The sequence below is a fragment of the Variovorax sp. Soil_C_33 genome (genome assembly GCF_057656935.1).
The window spans coordinates 226,867-249,433 of sequence record NZ_JBDGJK010000003.1 but is presented as its reverse complement, the minus strand read 5'-3'; the positions used below and the strand labels follow the sequence as shown (position 1 = coordinate 249,433).

Genomic DNA, 22,567 nt, shown 5'->3' with positions numbered 1-22,567 from the left:
CGAACCGGGTGCCTGGAAGGGCCGGCGATCTGCGAGGATTATGACAGGAAAAACGAGGCTGCCGGCGCATTGCGCGCAGGCAGCCGGGAATCGACGCTCAGGCGAGCTGCTGATCGATGAAAGCGGTGAGCTGGGCCTTGCTCATCGCGCCGACCTTGGTCGCGGCCAGCTGGCCGTCCTTGAACAGCATCAGCGTGGGGATGCCGCGGATGCCGAACTTGGCGGGGATGTCGCGGTTCTCGTCCACGTTCATCTTGGCGATCTGCAGCTTGCCTTCGTAGGTGTTGGAGACCTCGTCGAGGATGGGCGCGATCATCTTGCAGGGACCGCACCATTCGGCCCAGTAGTCCACCAGCACGGGCTTGCCGGACTTGAGCACGTCGGCTTCGAAAGAAGAGTCGGAGATGTGTTTGATGAGTTCGCTGGCCATGGTGTGTGTCCTTCTGCGCGGAGAGTTTCAGTGCAGCTAAAGTGCGGGTCATTGTGACAGAAACCAAGCGCCGGCGTGGTCGGCGCGGACGCTATGGCATCGATAGCCAAAGCCCTACACCCACTTCCGATGCAGTCCTCTGAGCGCCACCCCGCGCATGCGCTTTGGTGCGACCCGGCCCATGGCCTCGTCGGCCGGATCTCGCGCGCGCTGGCCGAGCGCGGACTGCATGCTGCGCGTACCGTGGTGCTGGTGCCCTATGCGCAGCTGATGCAGGTGGCGCGCGCCATGTGGGCCGCCTGCGGCACGCCGGGATTCGCACCGCGCTTCGAGACCACGCGCAACTGGGCGCGCAGCGCCGGCGGCTTCGTGCCCGGCGTGGACGACATCGCCTTCGACATGGCGCGCGACCTGCTCACCGCGCAGTCGCTGCTGTCGCGCGCGGGCTTTGCGGCATCGCGCATCGCGCTGGCGGGCCGGCTGGTCGAGATCGTGCTGCAGCTCGCGCCGCTGGCCGCGGCCGAGCATCCGGACGAACGCGCGGCCTGGGCCCAGCGCGTGCGCGGCGCCATCGATGCAGGCAAAGGCTCGGAGTGGTTCGACCTCGAGAGCGCGCTGAACGGCATCGCGCTCGCCTGGGCTGCCAGCTCCGGCTATGCGACCGACGTGCTGCTCGGCGGCGGCCCGCTGGACCAGGTCGACCAGTTGATCGTGCTCGATGGCCTGCAAAGCGATCCGCTCGCGAACAAGCTCGCGGCGCTGTTCGGCGAACGTGTGCTGCGCTTGCAGCTCGCGACGCTGGATGCGCCCGCATGCACCGCGGCCCTGCATCCCGCGGCCGATCCCGAAGATGAAGCCCAGCGTGCCGCGGCCTGCGTACTGCGTCACCTGGCCGAGGGCCGCGCGCCGGTGGCGCTGGCGGCCACCGACCGTGCGCTCACGCGCCGGATCAGTGCCCAACTGGCCGCTCAGGGCGTGATGCCGCACGACGAGACCGGCTGGAAACTCTCGACCACGCGGGCGGCTGCCACCCTCATGAGCGCGCTGCGCGCCTGTGCCCATGATGCATCCAGCGACCAGGTGCTCGACTGGCTCAAGAGCGCGAGCGCCCTCGACGGCCGCGCGGTCCGGGCGCTGGAGGCGCGTCTGCGCGATCGCGGCATGCGCGACTGGCACAGCTGGTGCGCCTTCGTTGCGGCGAGCGAGAAGCCGCAGGACCTGGGCCTGCTGCCCTTCACCAACGACGTCGAAGCGCAGCGTGCGACGCTGGCCCGCGCCCGGCCGCTTGCCGAATGGCTCGCCTCCACGCGCGCGCTGCTCGATGCCGGCGGACAATGGCCCGCGCTGCACGGCGATGTGGTCGGCATCGAAGTCATCGCGGCGCTCTATCTGGATGCCGAAGAAGGGGAGATTCGCGGTGCACGCTGCACCCTCGCAGAGTTCACTGCCTGGGTGCGCGACGTGCTCGAAGCAGCCAGCGTGCGCCTGCCTTCCGACGCGGATTCGCCGCAGGTTGTCATCCTGCCGCTGCACCAGTTGCTGGGGCGCGCCTTCGGCGCCGTCGTGGTGCCCGGCTGCGACGACCAGCGCCTGCCCGCGTCGCCCGAGCCGCCGGGCGACTGGAACCCGGCGCAGCGCCTCGCGCTCGCGCTGCCTTCGCGCGAAGCGCTGGAGGCCGCCCAGCGCGCCGCGTGGGCCATCGCGTTGCGTGCGCCGCATTGCGACCTGCTGTGGCGCCAGTTCGATTCCAGCGGCGAACCCGTGCGCCCCAGCGCGCTCGTGCAGATGCTGCATCTCGACCATTCGGCGGCCGACGCCGCCGACCCGCGCACGCCGGTGCAGGTGGCCGCGCGGCCGACGCCGCGGCCGCAGCCGCACGGCGATGCACTCGTGCCCGTCACGCTGTCGTCGACGGCTTACGAGGACCTGCGCCGCTGTCCATACCGCTTCTTCGCGCTGCGCCAGCTCGGCCTGCGCAGCAGCGACGAACTCGATGCGGAAGTTGACAAGCGCGACTTCGGCAACTGGCTGCACGCGGTGCTGGGCAACTTCCACGAGGCCCTGAAGGAAGCGCCCTCCGCGGCGCTGCCGGCGCGGCTGTCGCTGATGGCTGCCGCAGAGCGGGAGGCGACGCGCGAATTCGGGCTCTCGGAGGCCGAGTTCCTTCCTTTCGCCGCGGCCTGGCCCGCGGTGCGCGACGGCTACCTCGAATGGCTGGCCGGGCACGAGGCCGGCGAAGGCGCCGTGTTCGTCGAGGCCGAGCCGTGGAAGGAGCTTCCGCTGGGCAGCGTGAAACTGGTCGGCCGTCTCGACCGCGTCGATGCCACGTCCGACGGCCGGGCCTTCGTGATCGACTACAAGACCGAGTCCGTCGACAAGACGAAGGATCGCGTCAAGGACCCGACCGAAGACACGCAGCTCGCCTTCTATGCCGCGCTCTTCCCCGACGACAGCCTGCGTGCCGCCTACGTCAACGTCGGCGAAAAAGCCTCCGGCACGCGCACCGTCGAGCAGACCGACGTAATCGCCGCGCGCGATGCGCTGGTGGACGGCGTGATGGACGACCTCGCACGCATCGGCCGCGGCGCTGCACTGCCGGCACTCGGCGAAGGCACTGTTTGCGAATACTGCGCCGCCCGCGGCCTGTGCCGCAAGGACTTCTGGGAGCTGGCGGAATGAGCGTGGCCGCCTACGAGCACAACGGCGCCCCCGTCGCGCGCGAACGTTTCTATGCCATCGCCTGCGACCCGCGCCGCTCGGTGGCGGTGGAGGCCTGCGCGGGTGCCGGCAAGACCTGGATGCTGGTGTCGCGCATCCTGCGCGCCTTGCTCGAAGAAGGCGAGGGCGCCTGCGCTCCGCACGAGATCCTCGCGATCACCTTCACCAAGAAGGCGGCCGGCGAAATGCGCGAGCGGCTGGACCAATGGCTGGAAGCCTTTGCCGGCCGCCCGCTGGAACAACTCGTGCCCGAGCTCGTGATGCGGGGCATGGACCGTTCGGCCGCCGAAGCCCGTGCACCGCGGCTGCAGGGGCTCTATCGCGAGCTGTTGTCGAGCGGCCGGCCGGTGCAGTTCCGCACCTTCCATGCCTGGTTCGCCGGCCTGCTGCGCAGCGCCCCGGTGGCAGTGCTCGAGCGGCTCCGGCTGCCGGCCAACTACCAGTTGCTCGAAGACGATGCCGAGGCGCGCGCGCGCGTCTGGCGCCCCTTCTTCTCGGCCGTGGCGGCGAACGCCGAGGCCGGCGCCGACTACCGCGCGCTGGTCGCGACGCATGGCCGTTCGCAGACCGCAAAGGCGCTGGACGACGCGCTGACTCGGCGCGTCGAATTCGCGTTGGCCGATGCGCATCACGCGGTCGACGAGGCGGTGGTGCCGATGGGCGTGATGTATCCGGCGTTCGAGAGCGCCGATTCGCCCGACGAGGTCCTGCTCTGCGACCCGGCCTTTCGCGGCGCCCTCGCCGCCGCGGCGCGCGCACTGGGCCGGGCGGGCGCGCCGACCTTTTCGCAGAAGGGCATCGAGCTCGAGCAGGCGCTGACCGAGGGCCGCGCTGCAGGCGTGCTCGAGGCCCTGCTCACCCAGAAGGGCGAACCGCGCAAGTTCAGCGAAAAGCTCGCAGGCCTGGCGGACGTGCGCGCGGCGCAGGAGCGCGCGCTGCAGTATTGCGCCGCGCAGGCGCAGCACGCCGCCTGGCTGCACCAGCAGCGCATGGCGCGGCTGACGCGGCTCTTGATCCGCTGCTTTGCCGAGGTCAAGGCCGCGCACGGCTGGGTCGACATGAACGATGTCGAGCAGGCCGCCCATCTGCTGCTCGGCAACTCGGAACTGTGGGGCTGGGTGCAGGAGAGGCTCGATGCGCGCGTGCGGCATCTGCTGGTCGACGAGTTCCAGGACACCAACCCGCTGCAATGGCAGGCGCTCCATGGCTGGCTCGGCAGCTATGCGGGCGCCGGCGGGCGCCGCCCGGGCGTGTTCATCGTCGGCGATCCGAAGCAGAGCATCTATCGCTTTCGCCGCGCCGAGCCGCAGGTGTTCATTGCGGCCAAGCAGTTCGTCCAGCAAGGGCTCGGCGGCGACCTCCTCAACTGCGACCACACGCACCGCAATGCGCAGGCCGTGGTCGGCCTCGTCAACGCGGTGATGGGCGATGCGCAGCAGGCCGGCGAGTTCGGCGGCTTCCGCGACCATACGACCGAATCGCGCGTGTACGGCCAGGTGCGCAAGCTGCCGCCGATCGCGCGGGACGCTGTGGCTTCCGCCGACGAGGGCAACGGCCTCGACGAGCATGGCGCGCTGCAGTGGCGCGACAGCCTCACCATCCCGCGCGTGCTGCCCGAAGAACGGCTGCTGCAGAAGGAATGCCAGCAGGCGGCCCGCTGGATTGCCGAGCGCATCGCGGGCGGGCTTGCACCCAGCAGCATCATGGTGCTGGCGCGCCGCCGCAGCCGGCTGGCCGTGCTGCAGGACGAACTGCGCAAGCTGCACATCGCGGTCCAGCAGCCCGAGAAGAATGAGCTCAACGACGCGCCCGAGGTGCAGGACATGGTGGCGCTGCTCGATGCGCTGGTCTCTCCGGACCACGACCTCTCGCTCGCTCGTGCGCTGAAGTCGCCGCTGTGGAGCATCGAAGACGATGCCCTGGTGCAGCTGGCGCTGCGCCAGCGCGCCCGGCCCGCGAGCTGGTTCGAGCTGCTCCAGGCGCCCGATCTGCCCGAGGCGCTGGCCGGCATCGGCCCGCGCCTGCGGCAATGGCAGCAATGGCTGGCCGCGCTGCCGCCGCACGATGCGCTGAGCGCGATCTACCACGACGCCGACGTGCTCGCCAGGTTCGCGGCCGCGGCGCCCGCCGCGCTGCGTGCCGGCGTGCTGAGCAACCTGCGCGGTCTGGTGGCCGCATCGCTAGAACTCGATGGCGCGCGTTTCGCAACGCCCTATGCGCTGGTGCGCGCGCTGCGCGCCGGCGGCCTGCGCGCCCCGTCGATCGCCGCAGTCGATGCGGTGCAACTCCTCACGGTCCATGGTGCCAAGGGACTCGAAGCCGAGCTCGTGATGCTGCTCGACACCGACGCGGAGGCCCAGCGTGCGCAGACCATGGGCGTGCTGGTGAAATGGCCGGGCCATGCGGCGGCGCCCGAGCGCTTCGTGTTCGTCGCGAGCGAAAGGAATCCGCCGGCCTGCACCGTGGACGACCTTGCCGAAGAGCAGGCCGCCAGGCACCGGGAGGAGATCAACGCGCTGTACGTGGCGACCACGCGCGCAAGAACCGAGCTCGTGCTGTCGGCCGCGACCGCCGCGCGGCCGAATGACCGGAGCTGGTGGGTGCGCCTGGAGGCACGTTGCGAGCCGATTGTCGATGTGGCGGGCGCGGTGCCCATCGCCGCCCCGCGGGCGCCGGCAACCTTCGGCATGCTGACGCTGCCTGCGCCGCCCGCCGTGCCCCAGCTCAGGCCGTCCGTCGAGCGCAGGGTGCCGGCGGCCGACACGCGCGCCTCGGCCTTCGGCCAGGCCATGCACCGCTTGCTCGAATGGTCCCTGCCCGGCGCGCCGCTGCCGCCGGCGCACGTGCACGCCGCGGGCCGCGAGTTCGGGCTCGACGCCGCCGGGGCGCGCGCCGCGGCTGCGTTGGCGCATCGCATTCGTTCGGGTGCCGGTGCCTGGGCATGGGATGCCGCGGCGCTCGACTGGCACGGCAACGAAGTCACGCTGATCCACGAGGGGCAGACGCTGCGCATCGATCGCTTGGTGCGGCATCGCGAAAGCGGCGCCTGGTGGGTGCTGGACTACAAATCCGCCGCCCGCCCTGAGCACGATGCCGCGCTGATCGCGCAGCTGCAGCGCTACCGCGCAGCGGTGCAGGGCGCCTACCCCGGCGAGACGGTGCGTGCGGCCTTCCTCACGGGACAGGGCGAATTGGTGACCCTCGAATGACGAAAAAAGAAATGAAGGTCGCCGTGGTCGGCGGCGGTCCGGCCGGGCTGATGGCGGCTGAAGTGCTGAGCGCGCGGGGCGTGGAAGTGCATCTCTACGACGCCATGCCCTCGGTCGGGCGCAAGTTCCTGCTCGCGGGGCGCGGCGGCCTGAACCTCACGCACTCCGAGCCTCTGGCCAGCTTTGAAGGCCGCTTCGGCGAGCGCGGCGCGCAGATCGCGCCGCTGTTGCGCGCCTTCGGCCCCGATCAACTGCGCGAATGGGTCCATGGGCTCGGCATCGAAACCTTCGTCGGCACCTCGGGGCGCGTGTTTCCCGCCGACATGAAGGCCGCGCCCCTGCTGCGCGCGTGGATGCATCGCCTGCGCGCGGCCGGCGTGCGTTTCCACATGCGCCATCGCTGGCTGGGCTGGCCCGATGCGGCGTCGCCGTCGACGGCGCTGCGCTTCGCGACGCCGGCCGGCGAGATCGAGGCACAGGCCGATGCCGTGGTGCTGGCGCTCGGCGGCGCCAGCTGGTCGCGGCTCGGCTCCGACGGCGCCTGGGTGCCCTGGCTCAGCGAGCGCGGCGTGGCGGTGGCGCCGCTTGCGCCGGCCAATTGCGGCTTCGATGCCGTCTGGTCCGCGCATTTCGCCGAACGCTTTGCCGGCCTGCCGTTCAAGTCGGTCGCCATCGCATTCATGGACTCCCGCGGCCGCCGCTTTGCGCGCAAGGGTGAATTCGTCGCGACCGCCACCGGCGTCGAAGGCAGCCTGATCTACGCGGCTTCGGCGCTGCTGCGCGACGAGATCGCAGCCCAGGGCAGCGCCACCTTGCTGCTCGATCTGCTGCCCGATCGCAGCGTCGAGCAGGTGCGTGCCGCCGTGCTGCATCCGCGCGGCGCGCGTTCGCTCGCCAGCCATCTGAAGAGCCGGCTGGGCCTCGAAGGCATCAAGACCGGCGTGCTGCATGAAGTGCTCACCCGCGAGCAAATGCATGCGCCAGAGAAGCTCGCCGAGACGATCAAGGCGGTGCCGCTTCGCTTGCTTGCTCCGAGGCCGATCGATGAGGCGATCAGCACGGCCGGCGGCGTGCGCTTCGAGGCGCTCGATGCCCACCTGATGAGCCTCGCGCTGCCGGGCGTGTTCTTCGCGGGCGAGATGCTCGACTGGGAAGCACCGACCGGCGGCTACCTGCTCACTGCCTCGATGGCCAGCGGTGTGGCGGCGGCGCGCGGCGTGATGTCGGACCGGAATGCGAAACTGAATACTTCCGGTTGACGTGCATTTGTTTGCATGGCCGCGGACAATGCCACGCTCCTTGAGCCTGACAAAAAGAACATGTACCCGCAGGTCGACATCCAGAAGATAAGAGACAGATACTTCAACTACAGCGTGAGCATCGGCAAGTCCGACAAGCGTTATGCCCGGCAGGGCCTGCGGTCGATCGCGGAATGCCTGCACGATGCGGCGACCGCGCTGGGTCACCACTTCCCGATTGCGGCCCTCAGCTACGAGGGGCGCGCGCTGGGCTGCTATCACGTCGCGAACATGGAGCACAAGACGGTGGCGCTCGCCGACACGCTGCTTGCCAAGCTCGCACAGGCGGAAACCGCCACCTGAGGGTCGGGGCGGTTTCCTTGGATGTGAGGTTGACGAGCCTTACCCCCGGCACTGACTACGCAGTTAGGGCTGCTTGGTTCCCCACCTGACCCGGTTGGCCACTTCACCATGCGGGGAGGCCCGTCAACCGGGGATTGTAGGCCAGGCCCCTTACCCTCATGAATTACCAAACCATCAGCGAGGTCTCGAGCGCTGCATCGGCGTAGAAGAGACGCACGCCGACCAGGTAGTGGCGGCCCTTCTGCAGGCGCATGCTGACGCGCGCATTGAGGTCGGTGCCGCTGTCGTCGTTGCCGGCGATCTGCACGTTGCCGGCCGGCGTGACCTCGAACAGCACCAGCACGGTGTCGGAGGTGCCGAAGGTGCCGATGCTGTAGGTGCGCGTGCGCGCCGGTATGAATTCGAAGTTGCGGGTTTCGCCGGCCTTGAGCTTGAGCAGCTGCGACAGCCCGACCTTGAGCGTCGACATCGCCGGGGCCCTGACGCCGGGGTAGGTCTCCACCACCCAGGCCTTGTCGGCGTAGGACAAGCCGCCCTTGGGCACGAGCCCGGCCTGGTATTCCGCGGGCGCATCGATGAGCCCGGGCTCGAACTGGTATTCCATGACCGAGTCCGGGTCCCAGGTCGTGCCCTTGACCTCGGCCTGCGGGATCTTGCGCAGGATGTTCCACTCGATCTGCGACTCTTCCCAGAAGTTGGGCGGCCCCTGGAAATAGTCGATCACCGCCTGCCGGTTCCAGGTGATGCCGGCATGGGGGTTCTGGTGCTCGTGCTCGAGGCCGAGCGTGTGGCCGATCTCGTGCAGCGCCGTGTCCTGGCCGTAGGGCGTGGTGAGCGGCCAGCCGAAATTCATCGTGCGCTGCAGCGGATCGCGAATGCCGAGTACGTCGCGCCCGACGTAGGACCAGGAACCGTCCTGCGCATCGAAGCCGATGCGCACGATCGCGTCTTCCGCGGCCTCGACGCGCCGGAAGGCGATGCCGATGCCGAGCTTGGCCCAGGCCTCGAAGGACTCCTCGACCACACCCGCGTCCTCGTTGCTGCCCTGCCACGCGGCCGGCACCGCGTCGCCGCGTTTGAAGCAGTAGTAGGTCAGCTGCGTGCCATTCACCCATTTCTTGCTCGACGCCAGGATGGCGGAGGCCCGCCCCGCAGAGACGCTGCTGTCGAACTGCCGCGGCGTCTGCACCGGCTGGACGCAGTAGCGGCGCGCCCCGGCATCGCCGGACTGTGCTTTCCTGGCCGCGGCAATGCGCGCGGCCCTGTGGGTCGCAGTAGACATGTCGGTCTCCTCGAAAGGCCGTCCCATGCTATGCGCGGAACCGCGAAAATCTATAAGTAAAAAGGCCTATGTCGACTCGGATGGGGGCCTGCGGCAGGCCCCTAAAATGCGTCGATGGCCTATCTCGTGCTCGCTCGCAAACACCGCCCCAAGACTTTCAGCGAGATGGTGGGCCAGGAGCATGTCGTACAGGCGCTCGAGAACGCGCTGACCTCGCAGCGGCTGCATCACGCCTATTTGTTCACCGGCACCCGCGGCGTCGGCAAGACCACCGTTTCGCGCATCCTGGCCAAGTCGCTCAACTGCCAGGGCCCGGACGGGCAGGGCGGCATCACCGCCAAGCCGTGCGGCGTGTGCCAGGCTTGCAAGGACATCGACACCGGCCGCTTCGTCGACTACACCGAGCTCGATGCGGCCTCCAACCGCGGCGTCGACGAGGTCCAGGCCCTGTTGGAGCAGGCGGTCTACAAGCCGGTGCAGGGACGCTTCAAGGTCTTCATGATCGACGAGGTGCACATGCTCACCGGCCACGCGTTCAACGCGATGCTGAAAACACTCGAAGAGCCACCGGAATACCTCAAGTTCGTGTTGGCCACTACCGATCCGCAGAAAGTGCCGGTCACCGTACTGTCGCGCTGCCTGCAGTTCAACCTGCGGCCGATGGCGCCCGAAACGGTGCTCGAGCACCTTACGCGCGTGCTGCAGACCGAAACCGTGCCGGCCGAACCGCATGCGCTGCGCCTGATCGCGCGCGCTGCCCGCGGCTCGATGCGCGACGCGCTTTCGCTGACCGACCAGGCCATCGCTTACGGCAACGGGGAGCTGACGGAAGGCGGCGTGCGCCAGATGCTCGGCAGCGTCGACCGCGGCCACGTGTTCCGCCTGATCGAGGCGTTGGCGCAGGGGGACGGCAAGACGGTGGTCGACACCGCCGAAGGCCTGCGCCGCGACGGCATGTCGGCTGCCTCCACCCTCGAAGAAATGACCGCGGTGCTGCAGACCATGGCTGTGCTGCAGGCCGTGCCCTCGCGCGCAGAAAGCAGCGATGCGGCGGATCCCGACGCGGCCGAGACCGCGCGCCTGGCGGCATCGATGCCGGCCGACGAAACGCAGCTGCTCTACAGCCTCTGCCTGCACGGCCGCGGCGAACTGGGCCTGGCGCCCGATGAGTACGCCGCGCTCACGATGGTCCTGCTGCGCCTCCTGGCCTTCAAGCCCACCGGCGCCGCCGGCGCGGAAAAAAAAACTCTGAATGAAGCGCCGCGCGCCGCGGCCGTCGAGGCGACGCGCCCCGCAGTGACCGCGGTCGTGGCGACTGCCGGCCCTGTCGCGCCGCCCGGCCAGCGGCTGCCGGTGCGGGACGAACCCTCGCTCGCTGCAACGGCTGCCGCGAGGCCGCCGGCAACTGCCGATCCGGCGCCCGCCGCGAAGGTCATGGCCATGCCGGTGCGCGTGCAGCCGCCCCCCGGCGCACGCGAAGCGCCGCGCGAGAGCGAATCGACGCCGATCGTGCCCAGCGAAGAGGGCGACTTCTGGCATGCGACCGTGACGCAGATGGTTGCGGCCGAGGCGATCACCGCGCTCGCGCGCGAACTCGCGCTGCAGTCGCAGCTGGTGGCGCGCGATGTCGACCAGTGGCTGCTGCGCGTCGAGCGCGAATCGCTGAACCAGACGAGCAGTCGGGAGAAGCTGCAGGCCGCGCTCGCGGCGCTGGGCCACGGCGTGAAAATCGCGATCGAGATCGGCGCCGTGGCAGACAGTCCCGCGCGCCGCAACAAGCAGGCGGCCGACGAGCGCCAGCGCGTGGCCGAGGAAGCGATCCGCAACGACCCCGAGATTCAGTCGATGATGCGCGACTGGGACGCGAGAATCGTCCCGGGCACGCTCAAGCCGGCCTGAATCTTTTCTTCTTTTTCTCCAACGATCGACAGGACCAACGATGTTCAACAAAGGACAACTGGCCGGCCTCATGAAGCAGGCGCAGGCAATGCAGGACAACCTCAAGAAGGCGCAGGAAGAGCTGGCCACCATCGAGGTCGAGGGCGAGTCGGGCGCCGGGCTGGTAAAGGTCGTGATGACCTGCAAGCACGACGTCAAGCGCATCACCATCGATCCGAGCCTGCTGGCCGACGACAAGGACATGCTCGAAGACCTGGTGGCCGCAGCCTTCAACGCCGCGGTGCGCAAGGCCGAGGAAACCAGCGAGCAGAAGATGGGCAAGCTGACCGCCGGCATGCCGGGCCTGCCGCCGGGCATGAAGCTTCCCTTCTAGGACTGAATGGCCGATTCCAGTTCGCTCGAGGCGCTGGTCGAGGCGTTGCGCCGCCTGCCCGGCGTCGGTGCCAAGTCCGCTTCGCGCATGGCCTTTCACATGCTGCAGCATGACCGCGAGGGCACGCAACTGCTCGCGCGCGCCTTGCAGCAAGCGGCCACCCATGTGCGGCATTGCGAGCGCTGCAACACTTTTACCGAGGCGCCGGTCTGCAGCGTGTGCCTCGACACGCGCCGCGATGCCACCAAGCTGTGCGTGGTGGAGACGCCGGCCGACCAGGCCGCACTCGAGCGCACGGGTGCCTTCCGCGGCTATTACTTCGTGCTGATGGGCAAGCTCAGCCCGCTCGACGGCATCGGGCCGAAGGACATCGGCCTGGCGCGGCTGTTCGAGCGCGCGCTCGACGGCACGGTGAGCGAAGTGATCCTCGCCACCAACTTCACCGCCGAGGGCGAGGCCACGGCGCACGTGATCGGCGAAGAGCTCAGGCAGCGCGGCCTCACGGTGACGCGGCTCGCGCGCGGCGTGCCGGCCGGCAGCGAACTCGAGTACGTCGACCTCGGCACCATCGCCCACGCGCTGGTCGACCGCCGGTGATGAGCCTGCCTTCGTTGACGCTGGCCTACTGGTGCGTGTTGGTCGCGGTGGCCTTGCCCTATGCCGCCGCCTACATCGCCAAGATCGGCAGCTTCAGGCGGCGCGACAACGAGACGCCGCGCGAATGGGCTGCACGACAGAGCGGCTGGCGTGCGCGCGCCATGGCCGCGCAGTCCAACAGCTTCGAAGGCCTTGCCTTCTTCATCGGCGCGGTGATCATCGCGCACCAACTCGGCGCGGCCCAGGCGCGGCTCGATCAGTTGGCCGCGGCCTATGTGCTGCTGCGCATCGTCTACATCGCGCTCTACATCAAGGGACTCGGCAGCGCGCGCAGCGCGGTCTGGGCGCTCGCGTTCCTGGTCAACATGGCGATCGTGTTCGCCGGCCGCTAGCGGCCTTCGTGCTTACGTGAAAACCCGCACGGGGATGTTCCCGATGCAGGCGCAGGGGGGCACCCCTAAGCTCGATTCGATTCCAAAAGAAACGAACAGGCCGCGGGTCACTTCATGCTCAATCGCCGAACTTTCACCGCCGCTGCCACGCTGGGTGCTGCCTCCATCGCGACGCCGCTGGTCCACGCGCAGGCCAGGCTGGAAAAGTCGAAGATCTCCATCGCAGTCGGCGGCAAGGCCGCCTTCTACTACCTTCCGCTCACCATCTCCGAACAGCTCGGCTACTTCAAGGCCGAAGGCCTCGATGTCGAGATCTCCGACTTCGCCGGTGGCGCGCGTGCGCTGCAGGCGGTGGTGGGCGGCTCGGCCGATGTGTGTTCGGGTGCCTACGAGCACACCATCAACCTGCAGGCCAAGAACCAGTTCTTCCAGTCCTTCGTGCTGCAAGGCCGGGCACCGCAGATCGCGATCGGCGTGTCGACCAAGAACATGGCGAACTACACGACCATCGCCGATCTCAAGGGCAAGAAGATCGGCGTCTCTGCGCCGGGCTCGTCCACCAACATGGTGGCCAACCTCGTGCTGTCGCGCGGTGGCCTGAAGGCCAGCGACGTGAGCTTCATCGGCGTGGGCGTCGCGGCCGGTGCGCTGACGGCGCTGCGCTCGGGCCAGATCGACGCCATCAGCAACACCGACCCGGTGATGACGATGCTCGAGCAGAAGGGCGACGTGAAGATCATCAGCGACACGCGTACGCTCAAGGGCACGCAGGAGGTCTTCGGCGGCCCGATGCCGGCGGCCTGCCTCTATGCGCCGACGGAATTCATCCAGAAGCATCCCAACACCTGCCAGGCGCTCGCCAATGCGATCGTGCATGGCCTCAAGTGGCTGCAGACCGCGGGGCCGGGCGACATCATCAAGACCGTGCCCGAGACCTATCTGCTCGGCGACCGCGCGCTGTACCTGGCGTCCTTCGACAAGGTGCGCGAGGCCATCGCCACCGATGGACTGATACCGGCCGAAGGTCCCAAGACCGCGCTCGGCGCCATCGCCAGCTTCGACCCGATGGTGAAGGCCGACAAGATCGACCTCGCCAAGACATACACCAACGATTTTGCGCGGCGCGCGAAGGACAGGTTCAAAGCCTGACTCGAACGTTCTGCAACCCGGCTTCGGCCGGGTTTTTTTCTTTTCATCCCATGTCCAGTTACGCCCTCGAACTCCTCGATATCAGCTGCACCTTTCGCTCGAAGGATGCGCAGGGCCAGCGCTACACCGCCGTTGCCGGCACCACGCTGCGCGTGCGTGAGGGCGAGTTCGTTTCGGTGGTCGGGCCCACGGGCTGCGGCAAATCGACACTGCTCAATGTCGGCGCGGGCCTGCTCGAACCGTCCTCGGGCACGATCAAGGTGTTCGGGCAGCCCTTGGCGGGCATCAATGCGCGCGCGGGTTACATGTTCCAGACTGAGGCCCTCATGCCGTGGCGCAGCACGCTGGCCAACGTGATGGTGGGCCTGCAGTACCGCGGCGTGCCCGATGGCAAGGCGAGGGCGCAGGCCGAGCAATGGCTCACGCGGGTCGGCCTCACCGGCTTCGGCGACCGCTATCCGCACCAGCTTTCCGGCGGCATGCGCAAGCGCACGGCACTGGCGCAGGTGCTGGCGCTGGATCCCGACATCATCCTGATGGACGAGCCCTTCAGCGCGCTTGACGTCCAGACCCGGCAGCTGATGGAGAACGAGGTGCTCGAGCTCTGGGCCGCAAAGAAAAAAGCGGTGCTCTTCATCACGCACGACCTGGACGAAGCGATCGCGATGAGCGACCGCGTGGTGGTGCTCTCGGCCGGGCCGGCCACGCACCCGATCGGCGAGTTCGCGATCGACCTGCCGCGCCCGCGCGACGTGGCCGAGGTGCGCACGCACCCGCGCTTCGTCGAGCTGCACACGCAGATCTGGAACGTGCTGCGCGACGAGGTGCTTAAGGGCTATGCGCAGCAGCTCAGGAAGGCGGCCTGAATGAGCCTCAGGCCCTATGAAGGCAACGCGCGCTTCTGGCAGATCGCGCTGCTCGTCGTGCTGCTGATGCTGTGGCATCTGCTGTCGCGCGACCAGCAGATCGCCTTCTTCCTCGGCGAGCCGATCAAGGTCGCCGGCCGGGTGTGGAGCTGGTTCCTGCCCCTCGCCGTGCCGCCGAACCTGCTGTTTCCCGAAGGCCTGCCGGGCAATGCCGACATCTACCGGCACCTGGGCACCACGCTGCTCGAGACGGTGCTGGCCTTCGGCATCGGCACGCTGCTCGGGCTCGCTTGCGGGCTCTGGCTGGCGCTGGCGCCGACCGCGAGCCTGATCCTCGACCCCTACATCAAGGCCGCCAACTCCATGCCGCGCGTGATCCTGGCGCCGATCTTCGCGCTGTGGTTCGGCCTCGGCATCTGGAGCAAGGTGGCGCTGGCGGTCACGCTGGTGTTCTTCATCGTGTTCTTCAACGTCTACCAGGGCGTGCGCGAAGTGAGCCCGGTAGTGCTGGCCAATGCGCGCATGCTCGGCGCCAGCCAGCGGCAGCTGCTGCGCACCGTGTACCTGCCGAGCGCGACCAGCTGGGTGTTTTCGAGCCTGCACACTTCTGTGGGGCTGGCTTTCGTCGGCGCGGTGGTGGGCGAGTACCTGGGTTCGGCGCGCGGCGTCGGCTACCTGATCCTGCAGGCCGAAGGCACCTTCGACGTCAACACCGTCTTCGCCGGCATCGTGGTGCTGACGGCCTTTGCGCTGGCGCTCGACGGCATCGTCGGCATCATCGAAACGCGCCTGATGAAATGGCAGCCGCGCAGCGGCGAGACCGAGAAGCTCTGACTCTCAGCGCTTCTTCTTCGAAGGCGTGCCGCCGCGCTTCTCGCGCACGACCTTGGAAGAAGCCGTCTTCGCTGCCGGCGTGGCCTTGCCGGCGCTGGTCTTGACCACGCCGCCGCCGCGCTTGCTGGTCACGATCACTGTGCTGGAGCGGGCGCCCCGGCCCACGCGCTCTGCGGCTGCAGCCTTCACCGGGAGGTAGATCACGACCGGGACGCCGCGCTGGAAGGCGTGGCTGGCCTTCACGTCGTTCCACTCGGCGACGCTGGCGGGGCTGAGGCGGTAGCGGCGCGCGATGCTCGCAACGCTGTCGCTGCGGCCGGCCTTCACCAGCGTGCGGCGCGTGACGATCTCGGGCTGGAAGCTCAGGTGGCCGGTATCGGCGACCGCGGCATTGACATCTTCCTGCACGCGCGCGCCGCGCGGCACGATCAGCGTCGAGCCGGCCTTGATGAGCATGCGCGGCGGCACGTTGTTGATGGCGCGCAGATCGGACTCGCTCATGCCGGCGCGCTGGGCGGCATCGGCCACGGTCATCGTCGAGGGCACGGTCCAGGCGGTCCAACTCGCGTACTGACCCTGGGTGTAGGCCTCGAAGTTGCGCTGGAACACGGCGGCGTTGTCCCAGGGCAGCAGGATCTCCGGCGTGCCCGCGGCCAGCAGCACCGGCTTGTGCGCGGACGGATTGAGCGCGCGGAAATCCTCAATCTTGACGTCGGCCAGCTTGGCCGCCAGCGCCACATCGAGGTCGCGCTTGAGCGCCACGGTCTGGAAATAGGGGTGGTTGGCGATCAGCGGCAGGTCGGCGTTGAAGCGCTCCGGATTGGCGACGATGTTCTTGACTGCCTGCAGCTTCGGCACGTAGAGCCGGGTCTCGGCCGGCATCGACAAATCGGTGTAGCCGGTGGGCAGGCCGGCGCGCTTGTTCTTGGCGATCGCGCGGCCGACGCTGCCTTCGCCCCAGTTGTAGGCGGCGAGCGCGAGGTGCCAGTCGCCGAACATGCCGTAGAGCTTCTGCAGGTAGTCGAGCGCCGCGCGGGTGGAGGCGACCACGTCGCGCCGGTCGTCGCGGAAGACGTTCTGCTTGAGGTCGAAGTCGGTGCCGGTGGCAGGCATGAACTGCCACATGCCCGCGGCCTTGGCGCTGGAGATCGCCTGCGGGTTGAAGGCGCTTTCGATGTAGGGCAGCAATGCGAGCTCGGTCGGCATGTCGCGGCGCTCCAGCTCTTCGACGATGTGGAAGATGTAGCGGCTCGAGCGCTCGGTCATGCGCTGCATGTAGTCGGGCCGGCTCGCATACCACTGCTCGCGGTCCGTGACCAGGTCGCTCTGCAGCTCCGGCATCTTGAAGCCGCGGCGGATGCGTTCCCACATGTCGGCCGGTGGCGCGAGCGTGACGACGGAGCGCGATCGGGTGTCGCTCGAGGTGATGGGCGTGAGCGGTCCGCCGGGATAGACCGGCGCCGCCGCGGGGGCACTGGAGGCGGTGGGCGACGTCGTGGGAGCGGAAGAGGGGGAACTCGTGCCGGTGGTGCTCGCGCAGCCTGCGAGGAACAGGGAGCCTGCGAGGCAGGCAGCAACGATAAATTTCATCGGAAGTCGTTTTTCCATTGGCGCAGCGCGGCGAACACCTCGGCTTCCGCGGCTTGCGTGGAGAGGCCGGCATGCGCGTGGACCGCTCGGAGGACAGTGGCTTCGCGGCTGCGAAGAAAGGGATTGATCCGGCGCTCGGTGGCGAGCTGCGAGGGCAGCGTCGGTTCACCGCGCGCGCGCAAGGCTTCGCAATGCGCGGTGTACTGAGTCAGATCGGCGTTGCCGGGTTCCACGGCGCGCGCGAATCGAAGGTTAGCAAGTGTGTATTCGTGGCCGCAGCACACGCGGGTGTCGCCGGGCAGCGCGGCCAACGCGTCGAGCGAGGCCAGCATCTGCGCGGCCGTGCCTTCGAACAGGCGGCCGCAGCCGGCGGAGAACAGCGTGTCGCCGCAGAAGAGCAGCGGCGCGAGTTCGCCGGCGGCAGCGTTGCGCGCATCGGCCGGCAGAAAGAAGGCGATGTGCCCGGCGGTGTGGCCCGGGATGTCGATCACCTCGAAGCGCAGGCCCTGCACTTCGGCATGGTCGCCCTGAGTGAGTGGCGTGAAGGGCGCCGGGACAGTCTCGCGCGCCGGACCAAAGACCTGTGCGCCGGTGGCCGCGTGCAGCGCGGCGACGCCGCCGGTGTGATCGGGGTGGTGGTGCGTGACTAGAATCGCGGCCAACTGCAGATTGCCGCGTGCCAGTGCTTCGAACACTGGCGCGGCTTCCCCCGGGTCCACCACGATCGCGTTGCGACCGTCCTGCAGCATCCAGATGTAGTTGTCGGCGAAGGCGGGCAGCGGAACGAGGGTCATGAGCGGTCAAATTATAGGTTTGCATGATTGGTTCGAGACCCCCCCCGGCCGCTACCTGCTGGCCTGGGAGCAGGCCCAGTTCGACCAGGCCGTGGCCGACGTGTTCGGCTACCACGCGTTGCAGCTGGGGCTGGCCGAGGTCGCCGGGCTGCGCGCCAACCGCATGCCGCATCGCTGGCTGGCGCTGGACGATCCCTCCCTGGCGCCGCAGAGCGCACTGGTCACGGACTTCACGGCGCTGCCTTTTTCGGCCAACAGCCTCGACCTGGTTCTGCTGCCGCATGCGCTCGAGCTCAGCAACGACCCTCATGCGACGCTGCGCGAGGTCGAGCGCGTGCTGGTGCCGGAAGGTCGCGTCGTCATCTGCGGTCTCAATCCGGCCAGCCTCTGGGGCATGCGGCAGCGCCGCGCGCATCTTTACCGGCGACTGGGCTTCGGCGAGCTGTTCCTGCCCGAGTCCGGCGACTTCATCGGCTATCGGCGCATGCGCGACTGGCTGCGCTTGCTGAGCTTCGAAGTCGAGTCGGGGAATTTCGGCATCTACCGGCCGGCGGTGCGCAGCGAGGCCTGGCTGGAGCGCTGCCGCTGGTTCGACACGGCCGGCGAGCGCTGGTGGCCGATCTTCGGCGCAGTTTATTTTCTGGTCGCGGTCAAGCGGGTGCGCGGCATGCGGCTCCTGAGCGCCGACTGGCGGCGCGCGGCCCAGCGCGCGAGCGCGCCGGTGCCGATCGCGGGCAAAGTGCACCGCGATGCAGTCACCGATCACAACGAGGAAGTCTTTTTTTGAACGAAGTACAGATCTACACCGATGGCGCCTGCAAGGGCAATCCCGGTCCCGGCGGCTGGGGCGCATGGCTCAAGTCGGGTGCCACCGAGAAGGAACTCTTCGGCGGCGAGCTCAACACCACCAACAACCGCATGGAACTCAAGGCCGTGATCGAAGGCCTGCGCGCGCTCAAGCGCCCCTGCAAGGTCGTGCTCTACCTCGACAGCCAATACGTGCGCATGGGCATCACCGAATGGATCCGCGGCTGGAAGGCGAAGGGCTGGCGCACCTCGACCAAGCAGCCGGTGAAGAACGTCGAACTCTGGCAGGAGTTGGACAAGCTGGTGGCGGAGGGCGGCCACCAGATCGAGTGGCGCTGGGTCAAGGGACACTCGGGCGATGTCGGCAACGAACGTGCGGACATGCTGGCGAACAAGGGCGTGGAGCGCGCGCTCGGACGGCTCTAGAGCGGGCCCGGGATCGTCACGACGCGCTCCGGCATGTCGAGTGTTTCGCCCATGCGAGCCCGGAACAGCTGATCGTCGGTGGCGCGCAGCCGGCGACTGATCTCGCGGCCGATGTTCATCTGGATCAGCGCGAACTGCTCCGCATCATGCTCGAACAGGCGCAGCAGATTGTCGGGCGTGAGCAGAATGGCGCTGCAGTCCTCGTCGGCCCGCACCGAGGCGCTGCGCGGAAAGAGATCCAGCAGTGCCATCTCGCCGAAACAGTCGCCCTGGGCGAAGCGCCGTAGCAGCAGCTGACCGCCCTGCCAGCTCTTCGACACCGTGACGCGCCCGGTTTCGAGGACGAACATGCCGTTCGCCGAATCGCCTTCGCGAAAAAAGTAGTCGCCGGCTGCGACGCGAACGACGGGCGCCGGCTCCAGGAGGAACTCGATCGCGTCGGCGCGGATGGCGCCGAAGATCGGCATCCGCTGCATCAGTTCGATTCGCGCTGCGAGCATGCGCATTTCCGGTTGCGGCTAGACGACTCCGTCGAACATCATCACGTCGACCGCGTCACCCGCGGCAACGCTGCCTTGCTCGTGGTGCAGCACCACCAGGCCATTGGCCTCGACCATCGAACTCAACACGCCCGATCCCTGGTTGCCGGCGATGCGAACCTCGGGCAGCGATCCCGGCACTGCCTCCACCCGGCCGCGCTGGTACTCGGTGCGGCCCGGCTTCTTGCGGATCGCGGCCACGCTCCTGGCGCGCAGCATGGGCGGCGGCGCGCAGCCCTCGGCGTGGCAACCCATCATGCGCAGCAGAGCCGGACGCACGAAGGCGAGGAAGGTGACCATCACGGCCACCGGATTGCCCGGCAGGCCGAACAGCACGGCCGTGCCCTCGGCTTCGCTTTGCCTGGGGATCAGTCCCACCGCCATCGGCCGGCCGGGCCGCATCGCGACGCGCCAGAAGGCCATGTCGCCCTGCTGCTGCATCACGGCGCGCGTATGGTCGGCCTCGCCGACGCTGACGCCGCCGCTGGTGATGATCGCGTCGGCCTCGCGGGCGGCGCGGCGCAGCGTGTCGGCCAGCGCCGCGGGATCGTCGCGCACCAGGCCCAGGTCGATCACTTCGCAGCCGAGCCGCGTGAGCAGGCCGAACACGGTGTAGCGGTTGCTGTCGTAGACCGCGCCTTCGCGCGGCAGCTCGCCCAAGCTCAGGATCTCGTCGCCCGTGGAGAAGTAGGCGACACGCAGGCGCCGCAGCACCGGCACCATCGGCAGTCCGAGGCTGGCGACCATGCCCAGCGCCGCGGGCGAGAGCCGCTCGCCGCGCCGCAATGCGGCCTTGCCCTGCATCAGGTCTTCGCCGGCCAGGCGGCGGTTGTCGCCGCGGCGCAGCACCTTGGCCGGGAAGCGGACCTCGTCTTCTTCGACAAAACAGAATTCCTGCGGGATCACGGTGTCGAGGCCTGCGGGCATCATGGCGCCGGTCATGATCTTGACGGCGTCGCCCGGGCCGAGCGTGCCGCGCCAGGCGGCGCCGGCCAGCGCCGTGCCCACCACGCGCAGCTTCACCGAGGCGTCGCTCGACGGGTCGGCAGGAAGCAGCGCGCCGTCGAAGGCGAAGCCGTCCATCGCCGAGTTGTCGTGCGGCGGCACGCTGACGGGCGAGATGATGTCCTCGGCCAGCACGCGGCCGAGCGCGTCGCGCAGTGCGATGCGCTCGCTTTGCGTGACGACGGCGGGTTCGGCGAGCCGCGCCAGGAAGGCCTGCACCGCATCGACGCCCAGGGCCTTGGGGTCGTAGCCGGCCAGGGCGGCAGCGATCTCGGCGATGCGGCTCATCGGTTTTCGAGCGCGTGCAGCTCGGTCAAGGTGTTGGCGTTGTAGAACGCATCGGGCGCATCGCCGGGGCGGTCGAAGGGCACCAGCACCGTCCGGTGCTGCGCGGTCCACTTGTCGATCTTGCGGCCGCCGTCCTGGGTGAAGCGGACCAGGCTTTCGAGCAGCGTGGCGCGCAGCAGGCAGAACACGGGCTGGGGGCGCAGCGCCGATGCACCATCGGACTCGGCGGCCATTTCGGGTGCGCTCACCATGGCGATCTCGGCGTCCTCGGCCAGCAAGGCCTCGCCCAGGCGGCTTGCGAGGTCGAGCGGGAACAGCGGCGTGTCGCAGGGCACGGTCAGCAGGTAGGGCGTTTCGCAGCGCTCCAGCCCGGTCAGGAAACCGGCCAGCGGCCCGGCGTAGTCGGCCAAGCCGTCGGGCCAGACCGGTGCGCCGAAGGATTCGTAGGCCGACAGGTTGCGGTTGGCATTGACCATCAGCTCGCCGACCTGCATGCCGAGGCGCATCAGCGCATGCATCGCGAGCGGCGTGCCGTTGAAGTTCTGCAGGCCCTTGTCGATGCCGCCCATGCGCGAGCCGCGCCCTCCGGCCAGCACGAGGCCGGTGATCTCGCTGGCCGCGATGGAAGTAGGAGTGCTCATCCGCCGATGTAGCTCATCTCGACGCGACGCGGCGCGGCCGCATCCGTGTCAGGCCCGCGCAGCGCGCGCAGTTCGGAGTAGCGGTCGGTGCGCCCCTGCCAGATGTGGCCGATGGCGGAGGTGATCTGCGCATCGTCGGCATCGCCGCGCAGGAGCGGGCGCAGGTCGTGCCCGCTGCTGGCGAACAGGCACAGGTAGAGCTTGCCTTCGGTCGACAGGCGCGCGCGGCTGCAGTCGTGGCAGAAGGCCTGGGTCACGCTGCTGATCACGCCGATTTCGCCGCCGCCGTCGCGGTAGGCCCAGCGCTGCGCGGTTTCGCCGGGCGCGCTGGCTTCGAGCGGCGCGAGCGGGAATTCCTCGGCGATGCGCGCCACCACCTCGGCCGAGGGCAGCACCTCGTCCATGCGCCAGCCGTTGGTCGCGCCGACATCCATGTATTCGATGAAGCGCAGCACCACGCCGGTGCCGCGGAAGCGGCGCGCCATCGGCAGGATTTCCTGCTCGTTGGTGCCGCGCTTGACGACCATGTTGACCTTGATCGGGCCGAGGCCGGCGGCATGGGCCGCATCGATGCCCGCGAGCACCTGGGCCACCGGAAAGTCGACGTCGTTCATGCTGCGGAACACCGTGTCGTCGAGGCCGTCGAGGCTCACGGTCACGCGATTGAGGCCGGCAGCTTTCAGCGCCTCGGCCTTGCGCGCCAGCAGCGAGCCGTTGGTGGTCAGCGTGAGGTCGAGCGGATCGCCCTGCGGGGTGCGGATGGCGGCCAGCTGCTCGACCAGCACCTCCAGGTTCTTGCGCAGCAGCGGCTCGCCGCCGGTGAGCCGGATCTTGTGCACGCCATGCGTCGCAAAGATGCGGGCCAGCCGCGTGATCTCCTCGAAGCTCAGCAGAGCACTGTGCGGCAGGTATTGGTAGTCCTTGTCGAACACTTCCTTCGGCATGCAGTAGCTGCAGCGGAAGTTGCAGCGGTCGGTGACGCTGATGCGCAGATCGGTGAGCGGACGCGACAGGCGATCGAGCAGCACGCCGGTGGCCGGCACGGCGCGCTCCGGCGCCGTCACGCGGCGCGCGCGGCCGATCTCGGAAACGGGGACGACATGCTTCTTCATGGGGAAGGGCAATTT

The 22,567-nt window shown here is 68.7% G+C and carries 21 protein-coding genes and 1 other RNA gene; 13 read left to right on the top strand and 9 right to left on the bottom strand.

What is annotated here, in order from left to right:
- Positions 1 to 97 precede the first annotated feature (97 nt).
- The gene (gene trxA / locus AC3A6B_RS06560) at positions 98 to 430 is read right to left on the bottom strand and encodes a thioredoxin TrxA (RefSeq protein WP_093108875.1); all 333 of its coding nucleotides are present in this window, start codon (positions 428 to 430) and stop codon (positions 98 to 100) included.
- Between the two features lie 129 nt (positions 431 to 559).
- Here trxA and AC3A6B_RS06555 point away from each other — a divergent pair, with 129 nt between their 5' ends.
- The 4 genes from AC3A6B_RS06555 to AC3A6B_RS06540 are packed head-to-tail and all read left to right on the top strand — an operon-like array spanning position 560 to position 7,958.
- Positions 560 to 3,109 (top strand): PD-(D/E)XK nuclease family protein, encoded by a 2,550-nt coding sequence (locus AC3A6B_RS06555; RefSeq protein ID WP_487835944.1) that lies wholly within the window; start codon positions 560 to 562, stop codon positions 3,107 to 3,109.
- Positions 3,106 to 6,357 carry a UvrD-helicase domain-containing protein gene (locus AC3A6B_RS06550; protein WP_487835943.1) on the top strand — a complete coding sequence of 1,084 codons (3,252 nt, stop codon included), beginning with the start codon at positions 3,106 to 3,108 and terminating at the stop codon, positions 6,355 to 6,357. The genes AC3A6B_RS06555 and AC3A6B_RS06550 overlap by 4 nt, the downstream gene beginning before the upstream one ends.
- Positions 6,354 to 7,616 carry a TIGR03862 family flavoprotein gene (locus AC3A6B_RS06545; RefSeq protein ID WP_487835942.1) on the top strand — a complete coding sequence of 421 codons (1,263 nt, stop codon included), beginning with the start codon at positions 6,354 to 6,356 and terminating at the stop codon, positions 7,614 to 7,616. The genes AC3A6B_RS06550 and AC3A6B_RS06545 overlap by 4 nt, the downstream gene beginning before the upstream one ends.
- Before the next feature lie 15 nt (positions 7,617 to 7,631).
- Complete coding sequence (locus AC3A6B_RS06540; RefSeq protein WP_487835941.1) at positions 7,632 to 7,958, top strand: hypothetical protein; 327 nt, start codon at positions 7,632 to 7,634, stop codon at positions 7,956 to 7,958.
- A gap of 28 nt (positions 7,959 to 7,986) precedes the next feature.
- Here the strand turns inward: AC3A6B_RS06540 and ffs are convergent.
- Both ffs and AC3A6B_RS06530 read right to left on the bottom strand, forming a co-directional pair.
- Positions 7,987 to 8,083: signal recognition particle sRNA small type (gene ffs, locus AC3A6B_RS06535), an RNA gene on the bottom strand.
- A 38-nt stretch (positions 8,084 to 8,121) separates the two neighbouring features.
- Positions 8,122 to 9,240, bottom strand: coding sequence for a M12 family metallopeptidase (locus AC3A6B_RS06530; RefSeq protein ID WP_487835940.1), 1,119 nt, complete (start codon positions 9,238 to 9,240; stop codon positions 8,122 to 8,124).
- A 114-nt stretch (positions 9,241 to 9,354) separates the two neighbouring features.
- Between AC3A6B_RS06530 and dnaX the strand changes: the two genes are divergently transcribed.
- From dnaX to AC3A6B_RS06495, 7 genes are all read left to right on the top strand, one after another.
- Positions 9,355 to 11,139 carry a DNA polymerase III subunit gamma/tau gene (gene dnaX, locus AC3A6B_RS06525; protein ID WP_487835939.1) on the top strand — a complete coding sequence of 595 codons (1,785 nt, stop codon included), beginning with the start codon at positions 9,355 to 9,357 and terminating at the stop codon, positions 11,137 to 11,139.
- Between the two features lie 40 nt (positions 11,140 to 11,179).
- Positions 11,180 to 11,512, top strand: coding sequence for a YbaB/EbfC family nucleoid-associated protein (locus tag AC3A6B_RS06520; protein WP_012747441.1), 333 nt, complete (start codon positions 11,180 to 11,182; stop codon positions 11,510 to 11,512).
- Positions 11,513 to 11,518: 6 nt separating this feature from the next.
- The gene (gene recR / locus AC3A6B_RS06515; RefSeq protein ID WP_487835938.1) at positions 11,519 to 12,109 is read left to right on the top strand and encodes a recombination mediator RecR; all 591 of its coding nucleotides are present in this window, start codon (positions 11,519 to 11,521) and stop codon (positions 12,107 to 12,109) included.
- The gene (locus AC3A6B_RS06510; protein ID WP_487835937.1) at positions 12,109 to 12,501 is read left to right on the top strand and encodes an MAPEG family protein; all 393 of its coding nucleotides are present in this window, start codon (positions 12,109 to 12,111) and stop codon (positions 12,499 to 12,501) included. Before recR ends, AC3A6B_RS06510 begins: the two co-directional genes overlap by 1 nt.
- A gap of 114 nt (positions 12,502 to 12,615) precedes the next feature.
- Complete coding sequence (locus AC3A6B_RS06505) at positions 12,616 to 13,650, top strand: ABC transporter substrate-binding protein (RefSeq protein ID WP_487835936.1); 1,035 nt, start codon at positions 12,616 to 12,618, stop codon at positions 13,648 to 13,650.
- A gap of 50 nt (positions 13,651 to 13,700) precedes the next feature.
- Positions 13,701 to 14,516, top strand: a complete 816-nt coding sequence (locus tag AC3A6B_RS06500; protein WP_487835935.1) for an ABC transporter ATP-binding protein — start codon at positions 13,701 to 13,703, stop codon at positions 14,514 to 14,516.
- Positions 14,517 to 15,350, top strand: coding sequence for an ABC transporter permease (locus AC3A6B_RS06495; protein WP_487835934.1), 834 nt, complete (start codon positions 14,517 to 14,519; stop codon positions 15,348 to 15,350).
- Positions 15,351 to 15,353: 3 nt separating this feature from the next.
- Here the strand turns inward: AC3A6B_RS06495 and AC3A6B_RS06490 are convergent, their stop codons facing one another.
- On the bottom strand, positions 15,354 to 16,940 hold the full coding sequence (locus tag AC3A6B_RS06490; RefSeq protein ID WP_487835933.1) for a transglycosylase SLT domain-containing protein: 1,587 nt from the start codon (positions 16,938 to 16,940) through the stop codon (positions 15,354 to 15,356).
- Complete coding sequence (gene gloB, locus AC3A6B_RS06485; protein WP_487835932.1) at positions 16,937 to 17,734, bottom strand: hydroxyacylglutathione hydrolase; 798 nt, start codon at positions 17,732 to 17,734, stop codon at positions 16,937 to 16,939. Before gloB ends, AC3A6B_RS06490 begins: the two co-directional genes overlap by 4 nt.
- On the opposite strand from gloB, the gene AC3A6B_RS06480 reads away from it, so the two are divergent.
- Together AC3A6B_RS06480 and rnhA are read left to right on the top strand one after the other, a co-directional pair.
- Entirely contained in the window at positions 17,733 to 18,521 is a 789-nt protein-coding gene (locus AC3A6B_RS06480; RefSeq protein WP_487835931.1) for a class I SAM-dependent methyltransferase, read from the top strand. The two genes, gloB and AC3A6B_RS06480, sit on opposite strands and share 2 nt — an antisense overlap.
- Positions 18,518 to 18,967, top strand: a complete 450-nt coding sequence (gene rnhA, locus AC3A6B_RS06475; protein ID WP_214686756.1) for a ribonuclease HI — start codon at positions 18,518 to 18,520, stop codon at positions 18,965 to 18,967. The genes AC3A6B_RS06480 and rnhA overlap by 4 nt, the downstream gene beginning before the upstream one ends.
- On the opposite strand, the gene AC3A6B_RS06470 is transcribed toward rnhA, so the two are convergent.
- From AC3A6B_RS06470 to moaA, 4 genes are read right to left on the bottom strand one after another with little or no spacing between them, the layout of a single operon-like run.
- Complete coding sequence (locus AC3A6B_RS06470; protein ID WP_487835930.1) at positions 18,964 to 19,467, bottom strand: Crp/Fnr family transcriptional regulator; 504 nt, start codon at positions 19,465 to 19,467, stop codon at positions 18,964 to 18,966. The two genes, rnhA and AC3A6B_RS06470, sit on opposite strands and share 4 nt — an antisense overlap.
- Positions 19,468 to 19,485: 18 nt before the next feature.
- Positions 19,486 to 20,799, bottom strand: coding sequence for a molybdopterin molybdotransferase MoeA (gene moeA / locus AC3A6B_RS06465; RefSeq protein WP_487835929.1), 1,314 nt, complete (start codon positions 20,797 to 20,799; stop codon positions 19,486 to 19,488).
- Positions 20,796 to 21,440, bottom strand: a complete 645-nt coding sequence (mobA, locus tag AC3A6B_RS06460) for a molybdenum cofactor guanylyltransferase MobA (protein ID WP_487835928.1) — start codon at positions 21,438 to 21,440, stop codon at positions 20,796 to 20,798. The genes moeA and mobA overlap by 4 nt, the downstream gene beginning before the upstream one ends.
- Positions 21,437 to 22,552: a GTP 3',8-cyclase MoaA gene (gene moaA, locus AC3A6B_RS06455; RefSeq protein ID WP_487835927.1), complete on the bottom strand. Its 1,116-nt coding sequence runs from the start codon at positions 22,550 to 22,552 to the stop codon at positions 21,437 to 21,439. The genes mobA and moaA overlap by 4 nt, the downstream gene beginning before the upstream one ends.
- Between the last annotated feature and the right edge of the window lie 15 nt (positions 22,553 to 22,567).

Bases quoted from the DNA above. Each gene is read 5' to 3' on its own strand.
- trxA (WP_093108875.1), bottom strand. From the start codon at position 430: ATGGCCAGCGAACTCATCAAACACATCTCCGACTCTTCTTTCGAAGCC.
- AC3A6B_RS06555 (WP_487835944.1), top strand. From the start codon at position 560: ATGCAGTCCTCTGAGCGCCACCCCGCGCATGCGCTTTGGTGCGACCCG.
- AC3A6B_RS06550 (WP_487835943.1), top strand. From the start codon at position 3,106: ATGAGCGTGGCCGCCTACGAGCACAACGGCGCCCCCGTCGCGCGCGAA.
- AC3A6B_RS06545 (WP_487835942.1), top strand. From the start codon at position 6,354: ATGACGAAAAAAGAAATGAAGGTCGCCGTGGTCGGCGGCGGTCCGGCC.
- AC3A6B_RS06540 (WP_487835941.1), top strand. From the start codon at position 7,632: ATGGCCGCGGACAATGCCACGCTCCTTGAGCCTGACAAAAAGAACATG.
- AC3A6B_RS06530 (WP_487835940.1), bottom strand. From the start codon at position 9,240: ATGTCTACTGCGACCCACAGGGCCGCGCGCATTGCCGCGGCCAGGAAA.
- dnaX (WP_487835939.1), top strand. From the start codon at position 9,355: ATGGCCTATCTCGTGCTCGCTCGCAAACACCGCCCCAAGACTTTCAGC.
- AC3A6B_RS06520 (WP_012747441.1), top strand. From the start codon at position 11,180: ATGTTCAACAAAGGACAACTGGCCGGCCTCATGAAGCAGGCGCAGGCA.
- recR (WP_487835938.1), top strand. From the start codon at position 11,519: ATGGCCGATTCCAGTTCGCTCGAGGCGCTGGTCGAGGCGTTGCGCCGC.
- AC3A6B_RS06510 (WP_487835937.1), top strand. From the start codon at position 12,109: ATGAGCCTGCCTTCGTTGACGCTGGCCTACTGGTGCGTGTTGGTCGCG.
- AC3A6B_RS06505 (WP_487835936.1), top strand. From the start codon at position 12,616: ATGCTCAATCGCCGAACTTTCACCGCCGCTGCCACGCTGGGTGCTGCC.
- AC3A6B_RS06500 (WP_487835935.1), top strand. From the start codon at position 13,701: ATGTCCAGTTACGCCCTCGAACTCCTCGATATCAGCTGCACCTTTCGC.
- AC3A6B_RS06495 (WP_487835934.1), top strand. From the start codon at position 14,517: ATGAGCCTCAGGCCCTATGAAGGCAACGCGCGCTTCTGGCAGATCGCG.
- AC3A6B_RS06490 (WP_487835933.1), bottom strand. From the start codon at position 16,940: ATGAAATTTATCGTTGCTGCCTGCCTCGCAGGCTCCCTGTTCCTCGCA.
- AC3A6B_RS06480 (WP_487835931.1), top strand. From the start codon at position 17,733: ATGAGCGGTCAAATTATAGGTTTGCATGATTGGTTCGAGACCCCCCCC.
- gloB (WP_487835932.1), bottom strand. From the start codon at position 17,734: ATGACCCTCGTTCCGCTGCCCGCCTTCGCCGACAACTACATCTGGATG.
- AC3A6B_RS06470 (WP_487835930.1), bottom strand. From the start codon at position 19,467: ATGCTCGCAGCGCGAATCGAACTGATGCAGCGGATGCCGATCTTCGGC.
- moeA (WP_487835929.1), bottom strand. From the start codon at position 20,799: ATGAGCCGCATCGCCGAGATCGCTGCCGCCCTGGCCGGCTACGACCCC.
- mobA (WP_487835928.1), bottom strand. From the start codon at position 21,440: ATGAGCACTCCTACTTCCATCGCGGCCAGCGAGATCACCGGCCTCGTG.
- moaA (WP_487835927.1), bottom strand. From the start codon at position 22,552: ATGAAGAAGCATGTCGTCCCCGTTTCCGAGATCGGCCGCGCGCGCCGC.